Origin of the sequence: Bilophila sp. 4_1_30 (genome assembly GCF_000224655.1) — a bacterium.
In the GTDB taxonomy this organism is placed as follows: domain Bacteria; phylum Desulfobacterota; class Desulfovibrionia; order Desulfovibrionales; family Desulfovibrionaceae; genus Bilophila; species Bilophila wadsworthia.
In genome coordinates, this window is the sequence record NZ_JH114232.1 from 880,327 (window position 1) to 898,043 (window position 17,717).

The window sequence follows — 17,717 nt, forward strand, 5'->3', positions numbered from 1 at the left end:
CCTCCCTTCCCCCACATTTCCCACTCCCCTAAAAAGCTTGTCCCCTCATGCAAGCTCAGCTAAACTGCCTCCTCAGCAAGATTGAGCCTTTGGAGGACAACGCAATGAAAACGGATACCGGGGCCATAGGCGTTCTGGGCGGGGTGGGGCCGTATGCCGGCCTGGACCTCATGCGCAAGATTTTTGATCAGACCGAAGCGAACTGCGATCAGGAACACCTGTCCGTGATCCAGTATTCCCTTTCCGAACATATCATCGACAGAACGCGCTTTCTGCTTGGGGAGACGGACGAAAACCCCGGTGAAGCCATCGGCGAAATCATGGTGCGCATGGCGAAGGCCGGGGCCACCGTTATCGGCGTGCCCTGCAATACGGCGCACAGCCCTCGGATCATGGACGTAGCCGTCGCCATGCTGCATGAGGCGTCTCCGCAGACGCGCTTCGTCCATATGATCGATGCTGTGGTCGCCTTCATCCGTGAGAGCCTGCCCCATGCCCGGACGATCGGCGTCCTGAGCACCAAGGGAACCTACGCGACCGGGCTCTATCAGGATGCCCTTTCCGCTGCGGGATTCGTCCCCTTGTTCCCGGATGAGGAAGGCCGTGAGCGTGTCCAGCAGGCCATCAGCAATACTGCATACGGCATCAAGGCCCTGTCGAATCCGGTGACGCCGGAAGCGCGCGGGGCATTGCTTGCCGAGGCGGAAAAACTGGTGGAGCAGGGGGCCGACGCCGTGATCCTCGGCTGTACGGAAATCCCGTTGGCGCTCACGGAGCCCGACTTGCGCGGCGTTCCGCTGCTGGACGCCACCAAGGTGCTCGCCAGGGCCCTTATCATTGCTTTTGCTCCGGAACGCCTGAAAAAAGCTTAAGGCTATTTTTTCAAAATATTGCGCTTTCCTTTTACATATTAGGGACTGCCTATGTCTGTTTCTTTGCCTTCCATTGCGTCTTTCCATCAGGGCGCACACTCGGTGGCCGTCGTCGGCCTCGGGTATGTCGGCTTGCCGCTGGCCGTCGCTTTTGCCCGGCATTTCAGCGTGATCGGTTTTGATTTGAACGCCGCCCGCGTGGAAGAGCTTTCTGCGGGCACTGATCGGACAGGCGAAGTGGACTCGGCGGCGCTGCAAGCTTCCTCGGCTCGTTTCACCAACGATCCGGCGGCGCTCCGCGAGGCGGGCGTCATCATCGTGGCGGTTCCGACGCCGATCGACGAGCACCGGAACCCGGACTTGTCCCCGGTGGAAGGGGCTTCCCGGACTGTGGGGCGGCATTTGTCTCGTGGCGCGGTCGTCGTGTACGAGTCCACGGTCTATCCGGGCGTGACTGAAGAGCTCTGCGTCCCGATCCTTGAGGCCGAATCCGGCCTGCGGTGTGGAGCCGACTTCACGGTGGGCTATTCTCCGGAACGGATCAACCCCGGCGACAAGGTGCATACGCTTGAAACCATCAAGAAGATTGTTTCCGGGAGCGACGCGCCGACGCTGGATCTGCTGGCGGAGCTGTACGGGACGGTCGTGCGCGCGGGCATCCACCGTGCCCCCAGCATCAAGGTTGCGGAAGCCGCCAAGGTCATCGAGAACACGCAGCGCGACCTGAACATCGCGTTGATGAATGAGCTGTCCATCATCTTTGACCGGCTCGGCATTGATACGCTGGATGTGCTGGAAGCGGCCGGGACCAAGTGGAACTTCCTGCCGTTCCGTCCGGGGCTGGTCGGCGGGCACTGCATCGGCGTGGACCCGTACTACCTGACCTTCAAGGCCGAGGAACTCGGCTGCCATCCGCAGGTCATTCTGGCCGGGCGGCGCATCAACGACGGCATGGGCAAGCATGTGGCGGAAACGTGCGTCAAACTGCTGATCCGGCAGGGGCGGCTGGTCAACGCGGCCCGCGTGGGCATCCTCGGCTTTACGTTCAAGGAAAACGTGCCGGACTTGCGGAACACCCGGGTTATCGACGTGATCCGCGAATTGCAGGAATACGGCGTCGATGTGCTGGTACACGATCCGCTGGCTGACGCCGGGGAAGTGCGCCATGAATATGGCCTCTCTTTCGCGGCGCTGGATGAGCTCGCCAATCTGGACGCGCTGATTCTGGCCGTGCCGCACAAGGCCTACGCCGAAAACGGCGTTTTGGAACCGGCAGCCCTGCACGCACGCTTTGCCGTGCCCGATAAGGCCCTCCTGCTGGATGTGAAGGGCTGTCTCTCGCCCAGTGCCGTGCAAGCCGAAGGCATGGCCTACTGGAGGCTTTAGGCGAGGCTAAAGGGCGCTCCCGTCCCCGCCTCGCCGCCTTTACGTTGGGGCTGTACGCATATTCCCCCGGTATGTCCCGTCCGCGTAGCCTTGTATCCTTTGGGGCGGAGGCGGTTCGTATTGGGAGAGCGTTCCGTATCCTGTAAAGAAATCGAGAGCCGGATGCGGGGCATTATCGGGGGAAAATTCCTCCATCATCCCGGCAATGAGGCCGTTGCGGGCATTTGATGTATTTCCCAAATCTGTCTGGAAGGTATCCGAATGAAGACAGTTCTTGTAACCGGAGGCGCGGGGTTTATCGGTTCCTGCTATGTGCTGTCCCGGTGCACCGCGGGGGAGCGGGTCGTCAATCTCGACAAGCTCACCTATTCCGGAAATATCGGTAACTTGGCGTCCCTTGATGGGGATGCCGAGCATATTTTTGTCCGGGGCGATATCGGGGATGCGCTGCTCGTCCGCCAGTTGCTGTACCATTACCAGCCCGATGCGGTCATCAATTTTGCCGCTGAGAGCCATGTCGATCGTTCCATCCATGATCCGGATGCGTTTGTCCGCACCAATGTCCTTGGAACCTGCACCCTCCTGCGTGGCGTATTGGAATGGTGGAAAGAGCTGTCCGAAGAAAGGCGGAACGCTTTCCGTTTCCTGCACGTTTCCACGGATGAGGTATACGGGACGCTTCGCCCCGGCGAGCCCGCCTTCACGGAGGCCACCCCGTATGCGCCGAACAGCCCCTATTCGGCATCCAAGGCGTCCAGCGATCATTTCGTGAGGGCCTATCACGAAACCTATGGGCTCCCCACGCTCATCACGAATTGTTCCAACAATTATGGTCCGCGCCAGTTCCCGGAGAAACTCATTCCCTTGGTCATCCTGAACGCGCTGTCTGGAAAACCGCTGCCCATTTACGGCACCGGGGAGAACATCCGCGACTGGCTGCACGTGGAAGATCACTGCGAAGCCATCTCCGCCGTCTTGGAAAAAGGGGCGCCGGGAGAGTGCTACAATATCGGCGGACGCTCCGAGCGGACCAATATCGACGTCGTCCGGAGCATTTGCCGCATTCTTGACGAACTCCGCCCCACAGCGGCCCCCTATGAAAAGCAGATAACCTTTGTGGCGGACAGGCCGGGCCACGACTTGCGCTACGCCATTGACGCCGCGAAGATCGAACGGGAGATCGGCTGGGTTCCGCGCCGCCGCTTTGAGGAAGGGCTTCGGGAAACGGTGGGCTGGTATCTTGAGAATACCGCGTGGGTGGAGAGCATCCAGAGCGGGGAATACCGCCAATGGCTCGAAACGAATTATAGCGGGCGGTAGGCCGGATGTAGTTGCGGGCGGCTCACGTCGAGCCGGCGCGCGGGATGGTCGGTTTCAAAAAGTATAGGAACTGAGAGCGGGGAATGCATTGAGGAGCGTCAGCCTCCACGAGCATTCCCCGTTCGCGCGCAACGGCGGCTGAAAGTGCCGGGATAGTGAAACACGGATGTTTTCACGTCTTTTTCGGGAAAAAGGCAAAATGGCCATGAGTTGGAAAACTACGGCGTTGCAGTCCGTGGAACGTGAATTGTCATACCTTGTTTTCAAGGGCGTCCGCGATGAACGCAATCATCTTCTTCCGAAAGATCTCCTCGGAAAAGCTTTCCGCCTGCCTTTTCAGCCTGTCGCGCGTCCACGTCTGTTCCGTGGAGGCTTCATACGTATCGAGTGCCTTGGTTAAGGAGTCAGCCGTCTGCCGTTCAAAAAAGATCCCGGTTTCTCCGTCCGCCACGCTGTCCAAGACTCCGCCCCTGCCGTATGCGATAACGGGTCGTCCGGCGGCCATGGCTTCAAGAGGCGTGATCCCGAAATCCTCTTCGCCGGGGAACAGGAAAGCCTTGCAACCCGCATAGAGGGCGGGGAGCGCTTTATTGTCTACGCGGCCCACAAAACTGACGGTCGGCCCGGCAATGCTTTCCAAAAGCTTCCGCTCCGGGCCATCCCCCGCAACAATAAGCCGTCGCCCGGTACGGGTACACGCCTCCACCGCCAGATCCAGACGCTTGTAGCTCACCAGTTCGCTGAGGCAGAGATAATAGCTGTCGGGCTCCGGGCTGCCGGGGACATCCTGAAGGGCCGCCATGCGGGGGCTGGAGAAGCGTGAGATGTCGACGGGGGGATGGATGACGGCGGCTTCCTTTCCCCACCAGCGTCTGACCCGGCGCGCCACGGTGCGCGAATTGGCGATAACGTGATCGACGCGCTGCGCCGAGGCATAATCCCACAGCCGCAGACGATGGAACAGCGGGCGCATGAGCAGGCGCGTCACCGATCCGGCGGAATCCAGATAGTCTTGATAGAAATCCCAGAGATAGCGCATGGGAGAATGGCAGTAGCAGATGTGCGGCGTGTCGGCCCGGGTGATGACTCCCTTGGCGGGCCCGGACTCGCTGGAGATGACGAGATCATAGCCGCGCAGATCCAACTGTTCCAGCGCAAGCGGCATCAGGGGAAGGTATTTCTGGTAATGCCGCACGCTTCCCGGAAGCTTTTGGATAAATGTCGTATGAATCGGGTGGGACGTAATGGTTTCGGAGAGCGCCTCGGGGCGTACGACATGCGTGTAGATATCCGCCTGCGGAAAAATCCTGCATAAGGCTTCGACGACTTTTTCTCCGCCGCGCATACCCGTAAGCCAGTAATGAATAATGGCTACGCGCAGATGCGGCAAGGTTCTTTCATCCATGCGATATTTCCTTGGAGTTTCCTCGTCAGAGCATTTTTTGAGGCGGGAACAATCGGCGGACGCACCGAATCCATACCCGGCGGGGAGGCCGCAATATGGATACACAGCTATGGAGAGATACGCCTCCCCCTCAGGCAATACTGGGCCGTGGTGCTATTTCCATGACTCGGCGACACGTTCGGGCAGGGCCATAAGATAATCCCCATAGCCGGATTTTTGTAGCGGGGCCGCCAGTTTCATGAGCTGCTCCGTCGAGATGTAGCCTTTGCGCCAAGCGATTTCTTCAATGCAGGAAACTTTGAGGCCCTGCCGGGTTTCGATGGCCTGCACAAACGTGCCCGCCGCCATGAGCGAATCGTGGGTGCCGGTGTCCAGCCACGCGATACCGCGCCCCATCAGCCCCACGTGCAGTTTCCCCGCGTCGAGATAGGCCTTGTTGACGTCCGTGATTTCCAGTTCCCCCCTGGGAGAGGGCTTGATTTCGCGCGTAATGTCCACGACATCCTGATCATAAAAATAAAGCCCGGCCACAGCGTAGCTGGATTTGGGATGTTGGGGTTTCTCCTCAAGGGAACGGACTTTCATATCCTGATCGAACTCGACCACGCCGTAACGCTCCGGGTCGCTGACGTGATACCCGAAGACGGTCGCGCCTTCTTCCTGTTCGCGGGCGCTGATGAGGAGATCTTCAAGGCCGTTGCCGAAGAAGATGTTGTCCCCAAGGATCAGGCAGGAGTGGCTTCCTTTGATGAAATCAGCGGCGAGGAGGAACGCCTGGGCGATGCCTTCTGGCTTCGGCTGCGTAATGTACTCAAAGGAGCACCCCCACTGGCTGCCGTCCCCAAGGAGTTTGCGGAACTGCCAGCCGTCGTCTGGCGTGGTGATGATGGCAACCTCACGGATGCCCGCCAGAAGGAGAACCGACAGCGGATAATAGATCATCGGCTTATTGTAGACCGGCAGCAACTGTTTGCTGACGCTGAGCGTGAGGGGATGAAGCCGCGTACCGGAACCGCCCGCCAGCAGGATACCTTTCCGTGATGCCATATGTAACACCTTCCCTTAACATTGAAACAGGCAAATACCATCCGCAAAAGGGCAGGGCAAGCGGCGCTCCTTTTAGGGAAATCCGCGTGAAGGGCCAGCCGCCTGCAAATGCCTATCGGCCCGGCTTTTCTTTCCTTACGAGTTTCAGTGCGCCTGTGGGACAGACGGCGACGCAGGCGGTGTCCAGCCCGGCATCGAGGCGGTCTTTGCATTGATCGCATTTGACGGCTTTCCTTTTGCGGGGATCAACCCAGATCAGGTGATGCGGGCAGGCTTTCTGGCACGCCCCGCAGCCGACGCACGTTTCTTCCCGTATGAAGACGATCCCGTCGCTCTCCCGGCGGATAAGCGCTTCTTTGGGGCAGGCTTCCACACAGCGCGGCTGAGGGCACTGTACGCAGGCCCGGTAGCGGGTATGAAGCACAACCCGGGGCTCCCCGTCCGGCACAAGCGGTGCGGGCGCTTCCGGCCGTGCATGTTTGACGATGATCGGCGTTGCTTCTTCCGCGGCGTCCTCAAAGCGGGGGCCATCGACAAGCAGCGTTCCGAGGGAAATGCCCGGTGCGCTGTCATGGGCCGCCTTGCAGCTGGCTTCACAGGCATGGCAGGCGATGCAGCGATCTTGATCAACGACAAGGCGGTATATGCTCATAGTGCCTCACTCGGATGCCTTGCATCCGGCGATTGTTTGCTGGTGCGGCGTCCCCCGCAGAGGATACAGCGGGGGAACATCCTTTCGATATATTCACTGTTGTAATGAAAGCCGCATTTCAACTCTGTGAAATTCAAAAATGGATTTTTTGGAAAACCATCGAAAAGGTGAATGCCTCGCCCTTTCCTGAGGGCCGGTTCAGTCCGTTTCTTCGGCTTTTCGGAGCGTTATGAAGTGCTCCTGAAGGGCCAGCCCCCCGCCGAGCGGATCTTCATGCTCCAGCCCGCTGATCATGCAGGCTTCGTCGGCCACGCCCTTGCCGAAGGCCCGCGTTTCTTGAGGGGTTTTCCTGCCAAAGCCGTGCAGCATAAAGGCGGCTTCGGGGTGGATGCCCGTGGTCACTTTGGCACGCAAACGACCAACGGGGCCTGCGGCTGTACACACTTCAACCCAGTCGCCATCGGCAATGCCAAGGGCCTGGGCCCGTTCCTTGTGAATCCATAACGTATTGGTGGGCGCGAGTTCGGACAGTAAGGGGTTGTTCGTCGTGCTGGCCTGCGTATGCAATGCCGCCCGTCCGGGAATGATGCGGAACTGGTCGGGCGCGGCGGGCCGTCCCGGTGCCGTATAGGGCGGCAGGGTGTCGTGCCCGGATTCAGCCCATAAGCGGCTGCGGGCCTCTATCTTGCCGGAAGGCGTGGGCAGCGTGACTTCTGCAAGGGGTTTCCAGCGTGGAGCGGACGCGAGCGGCACAAAGCCGGTTGCGTCGAACGCCTCTATGCCGAGCCCCGTACTTTCAAGCTGGTAGTTCCAGATATCCTCAATGCGCGAGAAGGCGAGCTTGTCGAGCCCGAGGCGGGAGGCGAGTCCGCACAGGATTTCCCAGTCGGCGCGCGTGTCGAAACGCGGCTGCACGGCGCGCTGGCGGCGGAAGAACTGCGGCTTCAGCCCCAGTTTGGAGGCCAGAATGCTTTCCCGGGACAAAGCTGGGGAGAGCGGCAGCACGATGTCGGCATAGTCCGCTGTGGGCGACCATGTGGTGGTGATGGCGACGATGAGGTCGAGCTTGTCCAGCTTGCCCCGCAGCGTATCCGGGTCGGGCAGCGAAGACAGGATGTTGTGGCGCATCGAGATATAGGCGCGGATCGGATACGGATCGCCGGTCACGGCGGCGTCGAAGGCCCGGTGGAGCAGGCCGGGCTGCTGCCAGTCGGCCTTGTCCGCCATCGGCTTGGTGACATTGGGGTAAAGCGCCGAGAGGGGCCGCAGCCGCTTCCCCGTTTCCTTGGGGGAAAGGCTGATGGGCATGCCGCCGCGCGCGCCGATGGAGCCGAGCAGGGCGTTGATGAGGTAGGCGCTGCGCACGGTGACGAAGCTGTCCGCATACCGGGCCGTGAACCAGCCGGGGTACCAGAGGACGCGGGGGGCGGCCTCAGCCAGTTCACGCGCCAGTATGATGATGCGGTCGGCCTTGATCCCGGTTTCGGCTTCCGCCCACTCCGGCGTACAGGGGCGGACGCGCTCCTCCAGTTCCCCGAAGCCGTCGATATACGGCAGCATCTGGGGAGCATAAAGCTTTTCCGAAATCAGCACGTGCAGCACCGCAAGGTTCATGGCGTAGTCGGTGCCGGGGCGGACGAGGAAAAAGGTGTCCGCTTTGGCGGCGCTGACGGTGGCGCGGACGTCCATGACCGTCACTTTGCAGCCGTTGGCCCGCGCTGCGGTGATGCCCGCGACTTCCGAGAGGTTCAGCGCCTCCAGCGCGTTGCGGCTTTGGAGCACGATGTGTTTCGACTCCCGGTAGTCAATGACGAGACGCCCGCGATCCAGCCCCAAAACGGATGCGCAGGCCTGATCCGCGTTGCGGGTGCAGGTGACGCTGTGGCTGTAGATGTTGGGCGTGCCGAGGCCGCGTGCGAAGGCTTTGTAGAGATCCGTAAACGGGCCGCCCCGGTGCGAGAACATGATACTTTCGGGGCCGTATTGATCCCGTATGGCGCGGAGCTTGCCGGCTACGGCATCGAGCGCCTCTTCCCAGCCGACGGCGCGCCACTTGTGCCCTCCACGGGCCCCCACGCGCATCAGCGGCGACTGCGGACGCTCGGAATCTTTCTCCAGCGCGAGCGCCGCGATGCCGCGAGGGCATAGGGCCGAACCCGTGGCTACGTGGGGATTGCCCTGAATCCAGACCGCTTCGCTGTTTTCGACTCCGACGGCAACCGGGCACCGTGTCCCGCACATGCCGCATACGCTATAGACTGTCTTCATGATGCGTTCCTGAATGGGAAGAGGGAATAATGGAGAAAATGCGTTGGTTCCATTGCTCTGTCCCAAAAATGTTGAGCGGCGGAGGCTGGCCAACGGAGATTTCCCCGTATTCGTTTTCCTCCACGCCGCCTTGATAGGCTCTTTCGAGATTCCCCAGTGTACCCCGTCGGGTTATCCCGATCAATGGAGTCGATCCGGGTATACCTACGACTGAAACAGAGGCTCCCATAAAGTCAAAAATCGTTGAGGCGGGATGAGTGGAGGGTGGTGAGGGAAGGAGAACCTTTCTCCAGAACGTTTCCTCTTCCCCTCGCCAGTAAGCTCTCAATAAAAAACGCCCCGGCCTTTCGAGCGTGCGGGGCGTATCCTGACAGGGAAACGGGCATGGTGGACTCAATACGAAGCTATGTAGTCATCCATGTTCGCCGCCGAGCAATTGCGGCTTACCCAGAAGGCCGAAGCCCAAACCATAAGGGCCGTGGCTTCGGTGTCGTCCAGGCGTTTCAGCTTGGCTTCAAGGCTGGTGCGGCTCGCGCCGTAACGGGAATGGAAGTCGGTTTGCTCGCACAGATCGGCAACGCGCAGGAGGAGATAGGAGAGACGGGTATGCGCGGGGAGCAGACGCTGATCACGGTGAGCTTCAAGAATGGTTTTGAGTTCCGGTCCGGTAAATGTGCCTTTGATGGTCGTGATCGCGCGGAAAAACGTGTCTACCGCCCACGGCAGAATGAATTCGGCCCCCGCACTCTTTGTGCGGAAGTAGTCCTTCAACCAGCGTTCCTGCTGCTCGTTGATGCGTGCTGCGACCTGAGGCATACGCGGCTCCTTGTGAAGAATATTGACTAGACGCTATCGTAGAATTTCTTAATATTCAAGCGCCTTCGTGCCCGGAAGCAGCGAGTGGGAACATGTCGTCATACCATACTTTTTTCATAGTCAGACCGCAGGCCGGAGCCGTGAGCGGAGCCATCCGGCGATCGCAGGCGTCGAGGATGCCGGGAATATCCGCCGGTTCCAGCTTGCCCCGCCCGACAGCGACGAGCAGCCCCACGGTATTGCGGACCATCTGTTTGAGAAAGCCGTCCGCTTCAAAGCGCCAGGTCAGTTCGAGGCAGCCTTCGGGGAGCGGGCCCCCGGGGGTGCGGGTGATGGACAGGATGGTACGCACCGTTGTGCGGAGATCCGTCCCGGCGTTTTTCAGGCTGGCGAAGTCCCGCTTGCCAAGGAGGTAGCGGCTCCCCTCGTCCATACGCTCCACATCCACAGGGCCGCAGGCCCAGACGAAAGGAAAGAGCTGCGGCGGCGTGTAGCGCTTGGAGAGCCAGAGGCGGTATTCGTAGGTCTTGCGGACGGCACTGTGCTGAGCATGGAACGTGTCGGGCACAAGAACGGCGTCCGCAATGCGTATGTCGCGCGGCAGGAGCGTATTGAGGGCCAGCTGCCAGTCCATACGGGCACGCGATTCGGGGACATCGAGGTGAGCGACCTGTGCTTCGGCGTGAACGCCCGCGTCGGTCCGCCCTGCACCGTGCACATGGACGCGCTCGCCGAGCACGTGAGCCACGGCGTCCTCAATAATGTTCTGAATGGTGGGCAGTGGGGAGGCGTTTTTGCGGGCCTGCGTCTGCCAGCCGTGATACTGGGTGCCTACGTAGGCTATCGTCAGCTTGAGGCGGGGCATGGAAGACCTTTGGGAAAGACGAAAAAACGACAAAAGCCCCGACCCCCGATCCGCGAAAACGGCGGGGCTGACAGTACAGTATCAGGGCCGGTTCGGAGCGGGGCGTTTGCCCCTCTCCGGGACTACTTGGAGCGGTGTTCGCTGCCGGTGATGCTGAAGGCAAGGGCGTAGAGATAGTGGAAGAAGTCCACATACTCCACGACGACCTTTTCAGGCACGTGGATCCGGGCCCCCGCGAAATTCAGGATACCGCATACGCCCGCTTCGACCAGATGGTCGGCCGCGCGCTGCGCGCGTTCCGGCGGCGTGGTGATGATCCCTATTTCAATGCCCTTGGCGTCCACGGCGGACTTCAGGTCGCTCGTACACGTGACTTCCAGCCCATAGACCTGCTCGCCGATCTTGAACGGATCGCAGTCGAAGGCTCCCACGATGTTGAAGCCGCGGGCCTTGAATTCGGCATGGTGCAGCAGCGCGCGGCCGAGGTTGCCCACCCCGATCAGCGCGGCGCGCCATTCGCGGTCAACGCCAAGGGAAGCTTTGATGGCGGCGATGAGGCTGGCTACGTTGTACCCTACGCCACGCACACCGAATTCGCCAAAATAGGCAAGGTCCTTGCGCACCTGAGATGCGTTCACGTCGCACGCTTCAGCGAGCGGGCCGGAGGAGATGACCTCCACGCCGTTGCGCTGCATACTTTCGAGCACTTGAACGTACACGGCAAGGCGACGAATGGTGGCTCTGGGAATACGTTCGCTTTTCAATGAGAGCATAGTGGTATCGCATTGCTAAAGATGGAAAAACAGGAGGAGAGAACGGCGTTGCCGGTCCCTCCCCGGAAACCCCGGCGGGCCGAGGACCCGCCGGGAATAAGCCGCTTGCTTATTTAGATGAAGGGGTTGGCGAACAGGATGATCAGGTTCACCACGAGGGAGTAAATGGCCAGGGATTCCACGAAGGCGAGGCCGAGGATAAGGCTGACCTGAATTTTGCCGGCGGCGTCAGGGTTGCGGGCGATGCCTTCGCAGGCGCTCTTCAGACCGAGGCCCTGACCGATACCGCAACCGGCGGCGGCGACGGCCATGCCGATGGCGCAGCCGAAGATGGCGAGGCCGAGAGAGGCGGAATCCAGTTTCACGGGAGCGCCGTCGGCGGCGAAAGCGAGGCTGGCGATGCCCATCATGGCCACGGTGCTGAGCAGGGTCACAAGAATCTTGCGCATGTATGTTGCTCCTTGAGCGGTTGTATTGTGTTGGTCAAAAAGACCATTTCCCCCGAGAGGTGTGGCCCCTTAGTGGGCCGGTTCCATAGCTCCCTTGAGGTAGATGAGGGCCAGCATGTAGAAGATGAAGGCCTGCAATACCTTGGCGAGCAGGAACAGGAAGTAGATGGGCAGCGTGCTCACGAGCGGCGCCATGAGGAAGAAGAGGAGGAGCACGATTTCTTCGCCGCGGATGTTGCCGAAAAGACGGAGCGTCAGCGACAGCGGGCGGGCGAGATGCGAAATGAATTCAAGAATCATCATGAACGGCGCCAACGGGAGCATGGGGCCCATGAAGTGGTGGATGTAGTGGCCGTGCCAGCGCTTGATGCCCTGATAGTTGTAGTACAGGAACACGAACAGGGCCATGCCGATGTTGGTGTTGATGTTGGCGGTCGGGGCGTCACAGGCGGGGATGAGGCCGAGTATGTTCTGTACGGCGATGAAGAGGAACAGGCCGCCGAGCACGGGGAAAACCTTGCGTCCGTCCTCGCCCATGTTGGTGACGGTGAAGTCCTCAAGCCCGCCTATGATCGACTCGAAGATGTTCTGCATCTTGCCGGGGATCAGCGAAATATTGCGGCGCACAAGCCAGCCGACGACAAAAAGGATGAGCATGGCCATCCACGTATAGAAGACGTGCCTGAATTCCACCGTCTGCCCAGCGATGGTGATATGATCCAGATGAACCAGTTCGGAGATGAGAATCGGCTCAGGAAGTCCGCCTGCCATGTGTGCGCTCCTTCAAATGTCATTTACGCGTACGATGCGTCCGAAAAAGGCGTCCCCGAGAGTGGCGAACACGCCTGTTTTCATGCCGACCGGAATCGGTTCGATAATCGGTTGTGGAAACCTGATGAAACAAAGATGCGGCTTGCGCGGGCTCTCTGTAGCCTGTCAGGCCGGCTTTTTCAATGCCTTTTTCAGTCCTCCCGCGGTCATGCCGACGAGAAGCACGGCAAGCCCCAACAGTACCGCAGAGATAGAGCCCTTAAACCATACCAGAACCATGTACAACAAAATTCCGGTAAATAAAAGTCTCATGTTCGTGCGGAGGAGAAGGGCAAAAAGGCTGCTTTTGCTCCAACCAGCCGAGATTACTTTGGGAACAAATTTTAGTAAGGCAAAAAAATTCCATGCGGAGAGCAGTGCTCCGAAGCCAAACCAGAAGATCCACGCCCCCGCCGGGTGAAACGGCCAGAGCACCGCGCCGAAAAACAGGGACAAGGCAATGACGCTGAGCTGCCAGCACAGGATTTCCCGGATCATGGGGTCCTGCACGCCGCTCCGCCACAGCCTCTTCTCCAGCCAGTGGAACGGGCCGTTATTTTTGCCGCTTTTTGCCTGCATCGTCCTGTTCCCCTTGGCGGAGCAGTATGCGCGCGTCCAGCCAGATGTTGCGGAATCCCGCGCCGATGCCCACGATAAGGCCCACGCCGGCGCACCACGGATAGGTTCCGAACCATTTGTCCAGCCAGTACCCGAGGAGGCAGCCGACGATGATGCCCGAAACCATGTGCAGGCCCATGACGCTGGCGCGCCCCAGCGAGTCGAACAGGCCTTGCTTATTCTCTTTTGATGTCATTGGAGTTCCTTTTTGGGCAGGGGCAGGGGTAGCTTTTCCAAAAGGTACTCCTGCCCCCTCCCGAAACCCCACCCCTATCCTCCCTAAAACGTTCGCAAGGGCGAATGGCGGGCGGGGCTGCTCAAAGGGTTTGCCTTTATGATCCGTCTCCCGGAGCAACAGGGAAACGCAGGCGATGTGTCCGTATGGATTGTCAGGGGCGCATCTTTTCCGTGTGAAGGAGGAAAATATCAGGTCTTCGGCACGGAGCCGTTTTGATACGGACTTCTTGCAGAGAGCGCAATCCTTTGACCGCGTAATACTTTTCTTTTTACAGGTCAGTTTTCTTTGAGAGCCTCAAGCAGTTTTTCGGCGGCGCGGGCGGCGCTGCCGGGCTCTCCGCAACGGCGGCGGAGTTCCGCAAGTTCGGCGCGGACGGCTTCGATTTGCGGGGGGATATCCAGCCACGCGGCCAATTGGGAAGCCATCATTCCGCCTGTGGCGCGCTCCTGCAACAGCTCGGGAAACAGTTCTTTTTGCATGATCAGGTTGGTCAGGCTGACCCATTTGACCTTGATCAGCAGACGCCCGACCAACGCGGAAAACGGCGCGACCCGGTAGCTGACGACAGTGGGGACGCCCGCCAGTGCCGTTTCCAGCGTCGCCGTGCCCGAGGCCGCCAACATGCATTCGCAGCGCCGCATGGCCGTGTAGCGGTCCTCCGGCGCGTCAAAGACGACGGGCACGTCGGACGGCCAGAGCGCCCGGAGTTTTTCTTCGGGCATGTTCGGCGCGCGCAGACAGTGGAAGGTCACGTCCCGGCCCTGTTGCAACAGGATGCGGGCGGCTTTCCCAAACTCCGGCAGAAGCGCTTCCACTTCTTTGCGGCGGCTCCCCGGCATCAGCCCGATACGGCCCTTTATGGGCTCGATTTTTTTCAACTCGGGCCAATTCACCATATCAACGAGCGGATTGCCAATATAATCAACCTGTACGCCGTATTTGGCGTAGAAAGCGGGCTCAAAGGGCAGGATGCAGAACAGCCGTTTGACGTAGCACTGGAGGAAGCGGACGCGTCCCGTGCGCCACGCCCATATTTTCGGCGGGATGAAGTAGTAGACCGGAATCCCGAGGCCGTGCGCGATCTTCGCCACCCGGAAATTGAATTCCGGGGCGTCCACCAGCACGACGGCATCGGGCCGCAGCCGGGCCATTTCCTTTTTGATCCGCGAAAGCATGTGGAGGGCGCGGGGCAGGGCGGTCAGGACTTCCATGATCCCCATGACCGAAAGCGACTCCACGCGGAACAGGTTCTTTTGCCCGGCACGGGCCAGATTCGGGCCCCCCATGCCGATGGCGGCGAGTTCGGGCTCGCGTTCGCGCAGGGCCGTCAGCAGGGCGGCGGCCTGCATGTCGCCGGAAAGCTCTCCGGCATTGATCCAGATTGTTTTCATGAAACCTCGTTGGGGGCGGTTTCCGGCTCCCGTGCGTCACCCCGGAACCGGAGGTACAGGATGTTGATCACGGCGCAGGTGACGAAGGCCAGCGCCAGGCGTAGGAAGAAAATCCCTCCGATGTGCGCGCCGATGAGCAGCATGAGGCAGGTATCCTCAATGATGGCGTGCGCGAGCCCCATCAGGGTCATGCAGGAAAACACGTCGTGCCGGGACATCTCGCCGCTGCGGGCTTCCTTGAGGATGACGCCGCTGGCGTAGACGATGCCCGTGATCACGCCGACGATCATGGCCGTCGCGGCGGCGGGGCGCATACCGAGTACCCGCAGGGCCGGAGCGAGCGCCCGTCCCACCAGATCCGCGACCTTGAGATAGCGCAGGAACCGCTGGAGCAGCATGACGAAGAAAATCACGCAGAAGATGCTGACGAGGTTCCGCACTTCCCCGAGCGCCCACCAGAGCAGGTTGACGTCCGGCGAAGGGGTAAAGGCGATGCGGGCGGGCGTATCCAGCCAGCCGAACGCCTGGCAGGACGTATGCACGATGACCCCGCCGATGACGGCGACCACGAGCCGGATGACGGCCTGGCCGATGAACGACACGCCGCACTGGGCCGCGATGCGCCCTTCGGCGGGGATGCTGTGCGCGATGAGCATCATGACCGCGAGCGTCGTGACCTGCTCCGTGGTCAGCGGCGGCAGTCCGGGCAGCAGGCCGATGAAGACGATCAGCGCCGAATAGAAATTGACCATGATGCCCGTGGCCCACGCGATGCCCAGATCGGCGGGGAGCCCGGTCAGCTGCATGACGGGCTCGAGAGGCAGGGCCAGATAGCGGATCCAGTCCAGCTCGGCAAGGATCTTCATGGCGATGCTGATCGGAATAAGCACCTTGAAAAAATCGAAGCTTACATGCACAGCATCCATAAGGACTTCGCGCAGCGTCTTGAGCAGATGGCTGGTCATGGCATATCCGCGGGGGTTATTGGGAGGCAAGAAGGACCGAGTAGATGTACTCCCGCAGGGCCTGAGACCAGGGACGCATGGTACATCCGGTGAGGGCCGTATACTTTGCGGAGGAAAGCACCTCATAGCTTGCGCGGAGCGTCTTGTCCGAGCTTGCGATGGCCCGCACGGAGCAGGGCAGGCTGGCCTGGCGCACGGCTTCCGCCGCCAGCTCGCACCAGGTGGCCTGGCCCGAGTTCGCCACATGGTACAGTCCGGGGGCCCGACGCTTGACAAGCTGGAGCGTGGCCTGCGCCAGATCCTTCGCGTACGTCGGAGAACCGATCTGATCGTGGATGACCTCCACGGTCCCTTCGGTCTTGGCCTGACCAAGGAGGCGCTTCAGGAAACTGTCCCCATCCGGGCCGAACAGCCAGCCCGTACGGATGATGCAGATGTTGTCGGCGTTGAGTTCAAGCAGGGCCTGTTCACCGGCAAGGCGGCTCTTGCCGCACAGGGAGATCGGATCGGCCTTGTCCTCCTCGGTGTAAGGGGAGTCCTTGCGGCCGTTGAAAACCTGATCCGAGCTGTAGTGGACGAGGAATCTGGGCGTGCCTTTGACCAGCCCGCCGAGGAAGGCCGGAAGGCCGCGGTTGACAGAGAGGGCTTCTTGTGGCTGTTTTTCAGCAGGGTTTTCCGTGTTCCAGCTTACGGTATTGAAAATGACGTCAGGGTTGATGAATTCGATGCGCGGCTGGAGTTCCACGGGGTTCAGGAGATTGCAGTCTTCAAAATCCAGCGATTGCGCCTCCCAGCCGTTTCCGGCAAGCTGCTGCGCCAGAGGCTGGCCCAGAAGGCCGTGTCCGCCAAGAACGAGAGCGACAGGAGTACTCACGGGTTTTCTCCATAAATGTATAAGGCGCTCAGGGTACCAGCCGCGCCGAAACGCGTCAACGCACGCTGGAGAGCCGTTTGTTTTATCCACTTGTCATGTAAGGTGAAAAAGGAGGGTACAACTTTTTGTACGCTATAACGATGAAAAGAGGCATCCTTCTTGCAGCATTTGGTTCGGGCAGTTCTCAGGGGGAGTCGACGCTCCGGCGTTTCGATGCGCAAGTCCGCAAGGCTTTTCCTGATGTGTCGGTGCGTTGGGCCTTTACGTCCATGCTCATGCGGGAACGGCTGGCCAGCGAACGGAAAAAATCGGATTCCGTTCACAAAGCATTGAAGAAAATGGCTTTTGAAAAATTTACCCATGTGGCGGTTCAGCCGGTGCATGTCATTCCCGGCCTTGAATACGGGGACATCGTGTCGGATGCGGACGAACTGCGTGCCGACGGGACGTTCGCGTCGCTTGTGGTGGGTGCGCCTTTGCTGACGGAGTCGCAGGCATCGGTGGATCGCGCCGCACGCGCCCTGCTCGCCGAGCTTCCTTCCGGACGCGCCCCCGGCGAGCCTGTGCTGTTCATGGGCCACGGGAGCCGCCACGCCGCGGAGAGCCGCTACGAGGCTCTTGCCGCGGCTGTGCGGGAACGGGATCCCCTCGTGCTCATGGGCACGCTGAACGGGACCATCCGCCTTGAGCACATCGTGGAGCATCTGCGGGCTTCCGGGCGTCCGTTCGATCGAGTCTGGCTGCTGCCCCTGCTCGCCGTCGTGGGGCGGCATACGCTTGAAGACATGGCCGGGGATTCGGAACATTCGTGGCGCTCCCGGCTCGAGGCCGAGAGCATAGCCTGTGTTCCCGTTCTTCGGGGAATGATGGAGTATCAGGGGTTCATGGACATTTGGGTCGACAATCTGGCGCAGGCTATGAAAGGGTGGGGCTGAGCGAATCGGGGGAGGGGGAGAAGAAACTTTCTG

General features: G+C 60.5%; 18 protein-coding genes. 4 read left to right on the top strand and 14 right to left on the bottom strand.

Features of this window, described 5'->3' with window-relative positions:
- Positions 1-104 precede the first annotated feature (104 nt).
- The 3 genes from HMPREF0178_RS10550 to rfbB all read left to right on the top strand — a co-directional run bounded on the left by HMPREF0178_RS10550 (position 105) and on the right by rfbB (position 3,578).
- The gene (locus HMPREF0178_RS10550; RefSeq protein WP_009733397.1) at positions 105-872 is read left to right on the top strand and encodes an aspartate/glutamate racemase family protein; all 768 of its coding nucleotides are present in this window, start codon (positions 105-107) and stop codon (positions 870-872) included.
- A 51-nt stretch (positions 873-923) separates the two neighbouring features.
- Positions 924-2,258, top strand: a complete 1,335-nt coding sequence (locus HMPREF0178_RS10555) for a nucleotide sugar dehydrogenase (RefSeq protein ID WP_009733398.1) — start codon at positions 924-926, stop codon at positions 2,256-2,258.
- Positions 2,259-2,519: 261 nt separating this feature from the next.
- A complete protein-coding gene (rfbB, locus tag HMPREF0178_RS10560; RefSeq protein ID WP_009733399.1) occupies positions 2,520-3,578 on the top strand; it encodes a dTDP-glucose 4,6-dehydratase in 1,059 nt (352 codons plus the stop codon).
- A gap of 250 nt (positions 3,579-3,828) precedes the next feature.
- Here rfbB and HMPREF0178_RS10565 read toward each other — a convergent pair whose 3' ends face one another.
- The 14 genes from HMPREF0178_RS10565 to HMPREF0178_RS10630 form a co-directional block, all read right to left on the bottom strand.
- Positions 3,829-4,983: a glycosyltransferase gene (locus HMPREF0178_RS10565; RefSeq protein WP_009733400.1), complete on the bottom strand. Its 1,155-nt coding sequence runs from the start codon at positions 4,981-4,983 to the stop codon at positions 3,829-3,831.
- Positions 4,984-5,136: 153 nt separating this feature from the next.
- Positions 5,137-6,030 carry a glucose-1-phosphate thymidylyltransferase RfbA gene (gene rfbA, locus HMPREF0178_RS10570; protein WP_009733401.1) on the bottom strand — a complete coding sequence of 298 codons (894 nt, stop codon included), beginning with the start codon at positions 6,028-6,030 and terminating at the stop codon, positions 5,137-5,139.
- A gap of 112 nt (positions 6,031-6,142) precedes the next feature.
- A complete protein-coding gene (locus HMPREF0178_RS10575; RefSeq protein ID WP_009733402.1) occupies positions 6,143-6,682 on the bottom strand; it encodes a 4Fe-4S dicluster domain-containing protein in 540 nt (179 codons plus the stop codon).
- 198 nt (positions 6,683-6,880) lie between these two features.
- Complete coding sequence (locus HMPREF0178_RS10580; RefSeq protein WP_009733403.1) at positions 6,881-8,950, bottom strand: molybdopterin-dependent oxidoreductase; 2,070 nt, start codon at positions 8,948-8,950, stop codon at positions 6,881-6,883.
- A gap of 393 nt (positions 8,951-9,343) precedes the next feature.
- Positions 9,344-9,766, bottom strand: a complete 423-nt coding sequence (locus HMPREF0178_RS10585) for a hypothetical protein (RefSeq protein ID WP_005024981.1) — start codon at positions 9,764-9,766, stop codon at positions 9,344-9,346.
- Positions 9,767-9,821: 55 nt separating this feature from the next.
- On the bottom strand, positions 9,822-10,631 hold the full coding sequence (truA, locus tag HMPREF0178_RS10590; protein WP_009733404.1) for a tRNA pseudouridine(38-40) synthase TruA: 810 nt from the start codon (positions 10,629-10,631) through the stop codon (positions 9,822-9,824).
- A 122-nt stretch (positions 10,632-10,753) separates the two neighbouring features.
- Positions 10,754-11,404 carry a redox-sensing transcriptional repressor Rex gene (locus HMPREF0178_RS10595; protein ID WP_005024985.1) on the bottom strand — a complete coding sequence of 217 codons (651 nt, stop codon included), beginning with the start codon at positions 11,402-11,404 and terminating at the stop codon, positions 10,754-10,756.
- Positions 11,405-11,517: 113 nt separating this feature from the next.
- Complete coding sequence (atpE, locus tag HMPREF0178_RS10600; protein WP_005024987.1) at positions 11,518-11,853, bottom strand: ATP synthase F0 subunit C; 336 nt, start codon at positions 11,851-11,853, stop codon at positions 11,518-11,520.
- A 69-nt stretch (positions 11,854-11,922) separates the two neighbouring features.
- Positions 11,923-12,624, bottom strand: a complete 702-nt coding sequence (gene atpB, locus HMPREF0178_RS10605) for a F0F1 ATP synthase subunit A (protein WP_005024989.1) — start codon at positions 12,622-12,624, stop codon at positions 11,923-11,925.
- A gap of 165 nt (positions 12,625-12,789) precedes the next feature.
- On the bottom strand, positions 12,790-13,242 hold the full coding sequence (locus HMPREF0178_RS10610) for an ATP synthase subunit I (protein ID WP_009733405.1): 453 nt from the start codon (positions 13,240-13,242) through the stop codon (positions 12,790-12,792).
- On the bottom strand, positions 13,217-13,477 hold the full coding sequence (locus HMPREF0178_RS10615) for an AtpZ/AtpI family protein (protein ID WP_005024993.1): 261 nt from the start codon (positions 13,475-13,477) through the stop codon (positions 13,217-13,219). Before HMPREF0178_RS10615 ends, HMPREF0178_RS10610 begins: the two co-directional genes overlap by 26 nt.
- A 317-nt stretch (positions 13,478-13,794) precedes the next feature.
- Entirely contained in the window at positions 13,795-14,910 is a 1,116-nt protein-coding gene (gene lpxB, locus HMPREF0178_RS10620; protein ID WP_009733406.1) for a lipid-A-disaccharide synthase, read from the bottom strand.
- Positions 14,907-15,875, bottom strand: coding sequence for a nucleoside recognition domain-containing protein (locus HMPREF0178_RS10625; protein ID WP_009733407.1), 969 nt, complete (start codon positions 15,873-15,875; stop codon positions 14,907-14,909). Before HMPREF0178_RS10625 ends, lpxB begins: the two co-directional genes overlap by 4 nt.
- Positions 15,876-15,891: 16 nt before the next feature.
- The gene (locus tag HMPREF0178_RS10630; protein ID WP_009733408.1) at positions 15,892-16,749 is read right to left on the bottom strand and encodes a sugar nucleotide-binding protein; all 858 of its coding nucleotides are present in this window, start codon (positions 16,747-16,749) and stop codon (positions 15,892-15,894) included.
- A 125-nt stretch (positions 16,750-16,874) separates the two neighbouring features.
- On the opposite strand from HMPREF0178_RS10630, the gene HMPREF0178_RS10635 reads away from it, so the two are divergent.
- A complete protein-coding gene (locus HMPREF0178_RS10635) occupies positions 16,875-17,684 on the top strand; it encodes a sirohydrochlorin cobaltochelatase (RefSeq protein ID WP_009733409.1) in 810 nt (269 codons plus the stop codon).
- Positions 17,685-17,717: the final 33 nt, after the last annotated feature.

What these genes read in the sequence shown, in the direction of transcription:
- HMPREF0178_RS10615 (WP_005024993.1), bottom strand. Translation starts at nt 13,477, where the DNA reads ATGACATCAAAAGAGAATAAGCAAGGCCTGTTCGACTCGCTGGGGCGC.
- HMPREF0178_RS10625 (WP_009733407.1), bottom strand. Translation starts at nt 15,875, where the DNA reads ATGACCAGCCATCTGCTCAAGACGCTGCGCGAAGTCCTTATGGATGCT.
- HMPREF0178_RS10550 (WP_009733397.1), top strand. Translation starts at nt 105, where the DNA reads ATGAAAACGGATACCGGGGCCATAGGCGTTCTGGGCGGGGTGGGGCCG.
- HMPREF0178_RS10555 (WP_009733398.1), top strand. Translation starts at nt 924, where the DNA reads ATGTCTGTTTCTTTGCCTTCCATTGCGTCTTTCCATCAGGGCGCACAC.
- atpE (WP_005024987.1), bottom strand. Translation starts at nt 11,853, where the DNA reads ATGCGCAAGATTCTTGTGACCCTGCTCAGCACCGTGGCCATGATGGGC.
- HMPREF0178_RS10585 (WP_005024981.1), bottom strand. Translation starts at nt 9,766, where the DNA reads ATGCCTCAGGTCGCAGCACGCATCAACGAGCAGCAGGAACGCTGGTTG.
- rfbA (WP_009733401.1), bottom strand. Translation starts at nt 6,030, where the DNA reads ATGGCATCACGGAAAGGTATCCTGCTGGCGGGCGGTTCCGGTACGCGG.
- HMPREF0178_RS10575 (WP_009733402.1), bottom strand. Translation starts at nt 6,682, where the DNA reads ATGAGCATATACCGCCTTGTCGTTGATCAAGATCGCTGCATCGCCTGC.
- HMPREF0178_RS10595 (WP_005024985.1), bottom strand. Translation starts at nt 11,404, where the DNA reads ATGCTCTCATTGAAAAGCGAACGTATTCCCAGAGCCACCATTCGTCGC.
- HMPREF0178_RS10565 (WP_009733400.1), bottom strand. Translation starts at nt 4,983, where the DNA reads ATGGATGAAAGAACCTTGCCGCATCTGCGCGTAGCCATTATTCATTAC.
- HMPREF0178_RS10580 (WP_009733403.1), bottom strand. Translation starts at nt 8,950, where the DNA reads ATGAAGACAGTCTATAGCGTATGCGGCATGTGCGGGACACGGTGCCCG.
- lpxB (WP_009733406.1), bottom strand. Translation starts at nt 14,910, where the DNA reads ATGAAAACAATCTGGATCAATGCCGGAGAGCTTTCCGGCGACATGCAG.
- HMPREF0178_RS10610 (WP_009733405.1), bottom strand. Translation starts at nt 13,242, where the DNA reads ATGCAGGCAAAAAGCGGCAAAAATAACGGCCCGTTCCACTGGCTGGAG.
- truA (WP_009733404.1), bottom strand. Translation starts at nt 10,631, where the DNA reads ATGCCCCGCCTCAAGCTGACGATAGCCTACGTAGGCACCCAGTATCAC.
- atpB (WP_005024989.1), bottom strand. Translation starts at nt 12,624, where the DNA reads ATGGCAGGCGGACTTCCTGAGCCGATTCTCATCTCCGAACTGGTTCAT.
- rfbB (WP_009733399.1), top strand. Translation starts at nt 2,520, where the DNA reads ATGAAGACAGTTCTTGTAACCGGAGGCGCGGGGTTTATCGGTTCCTGC.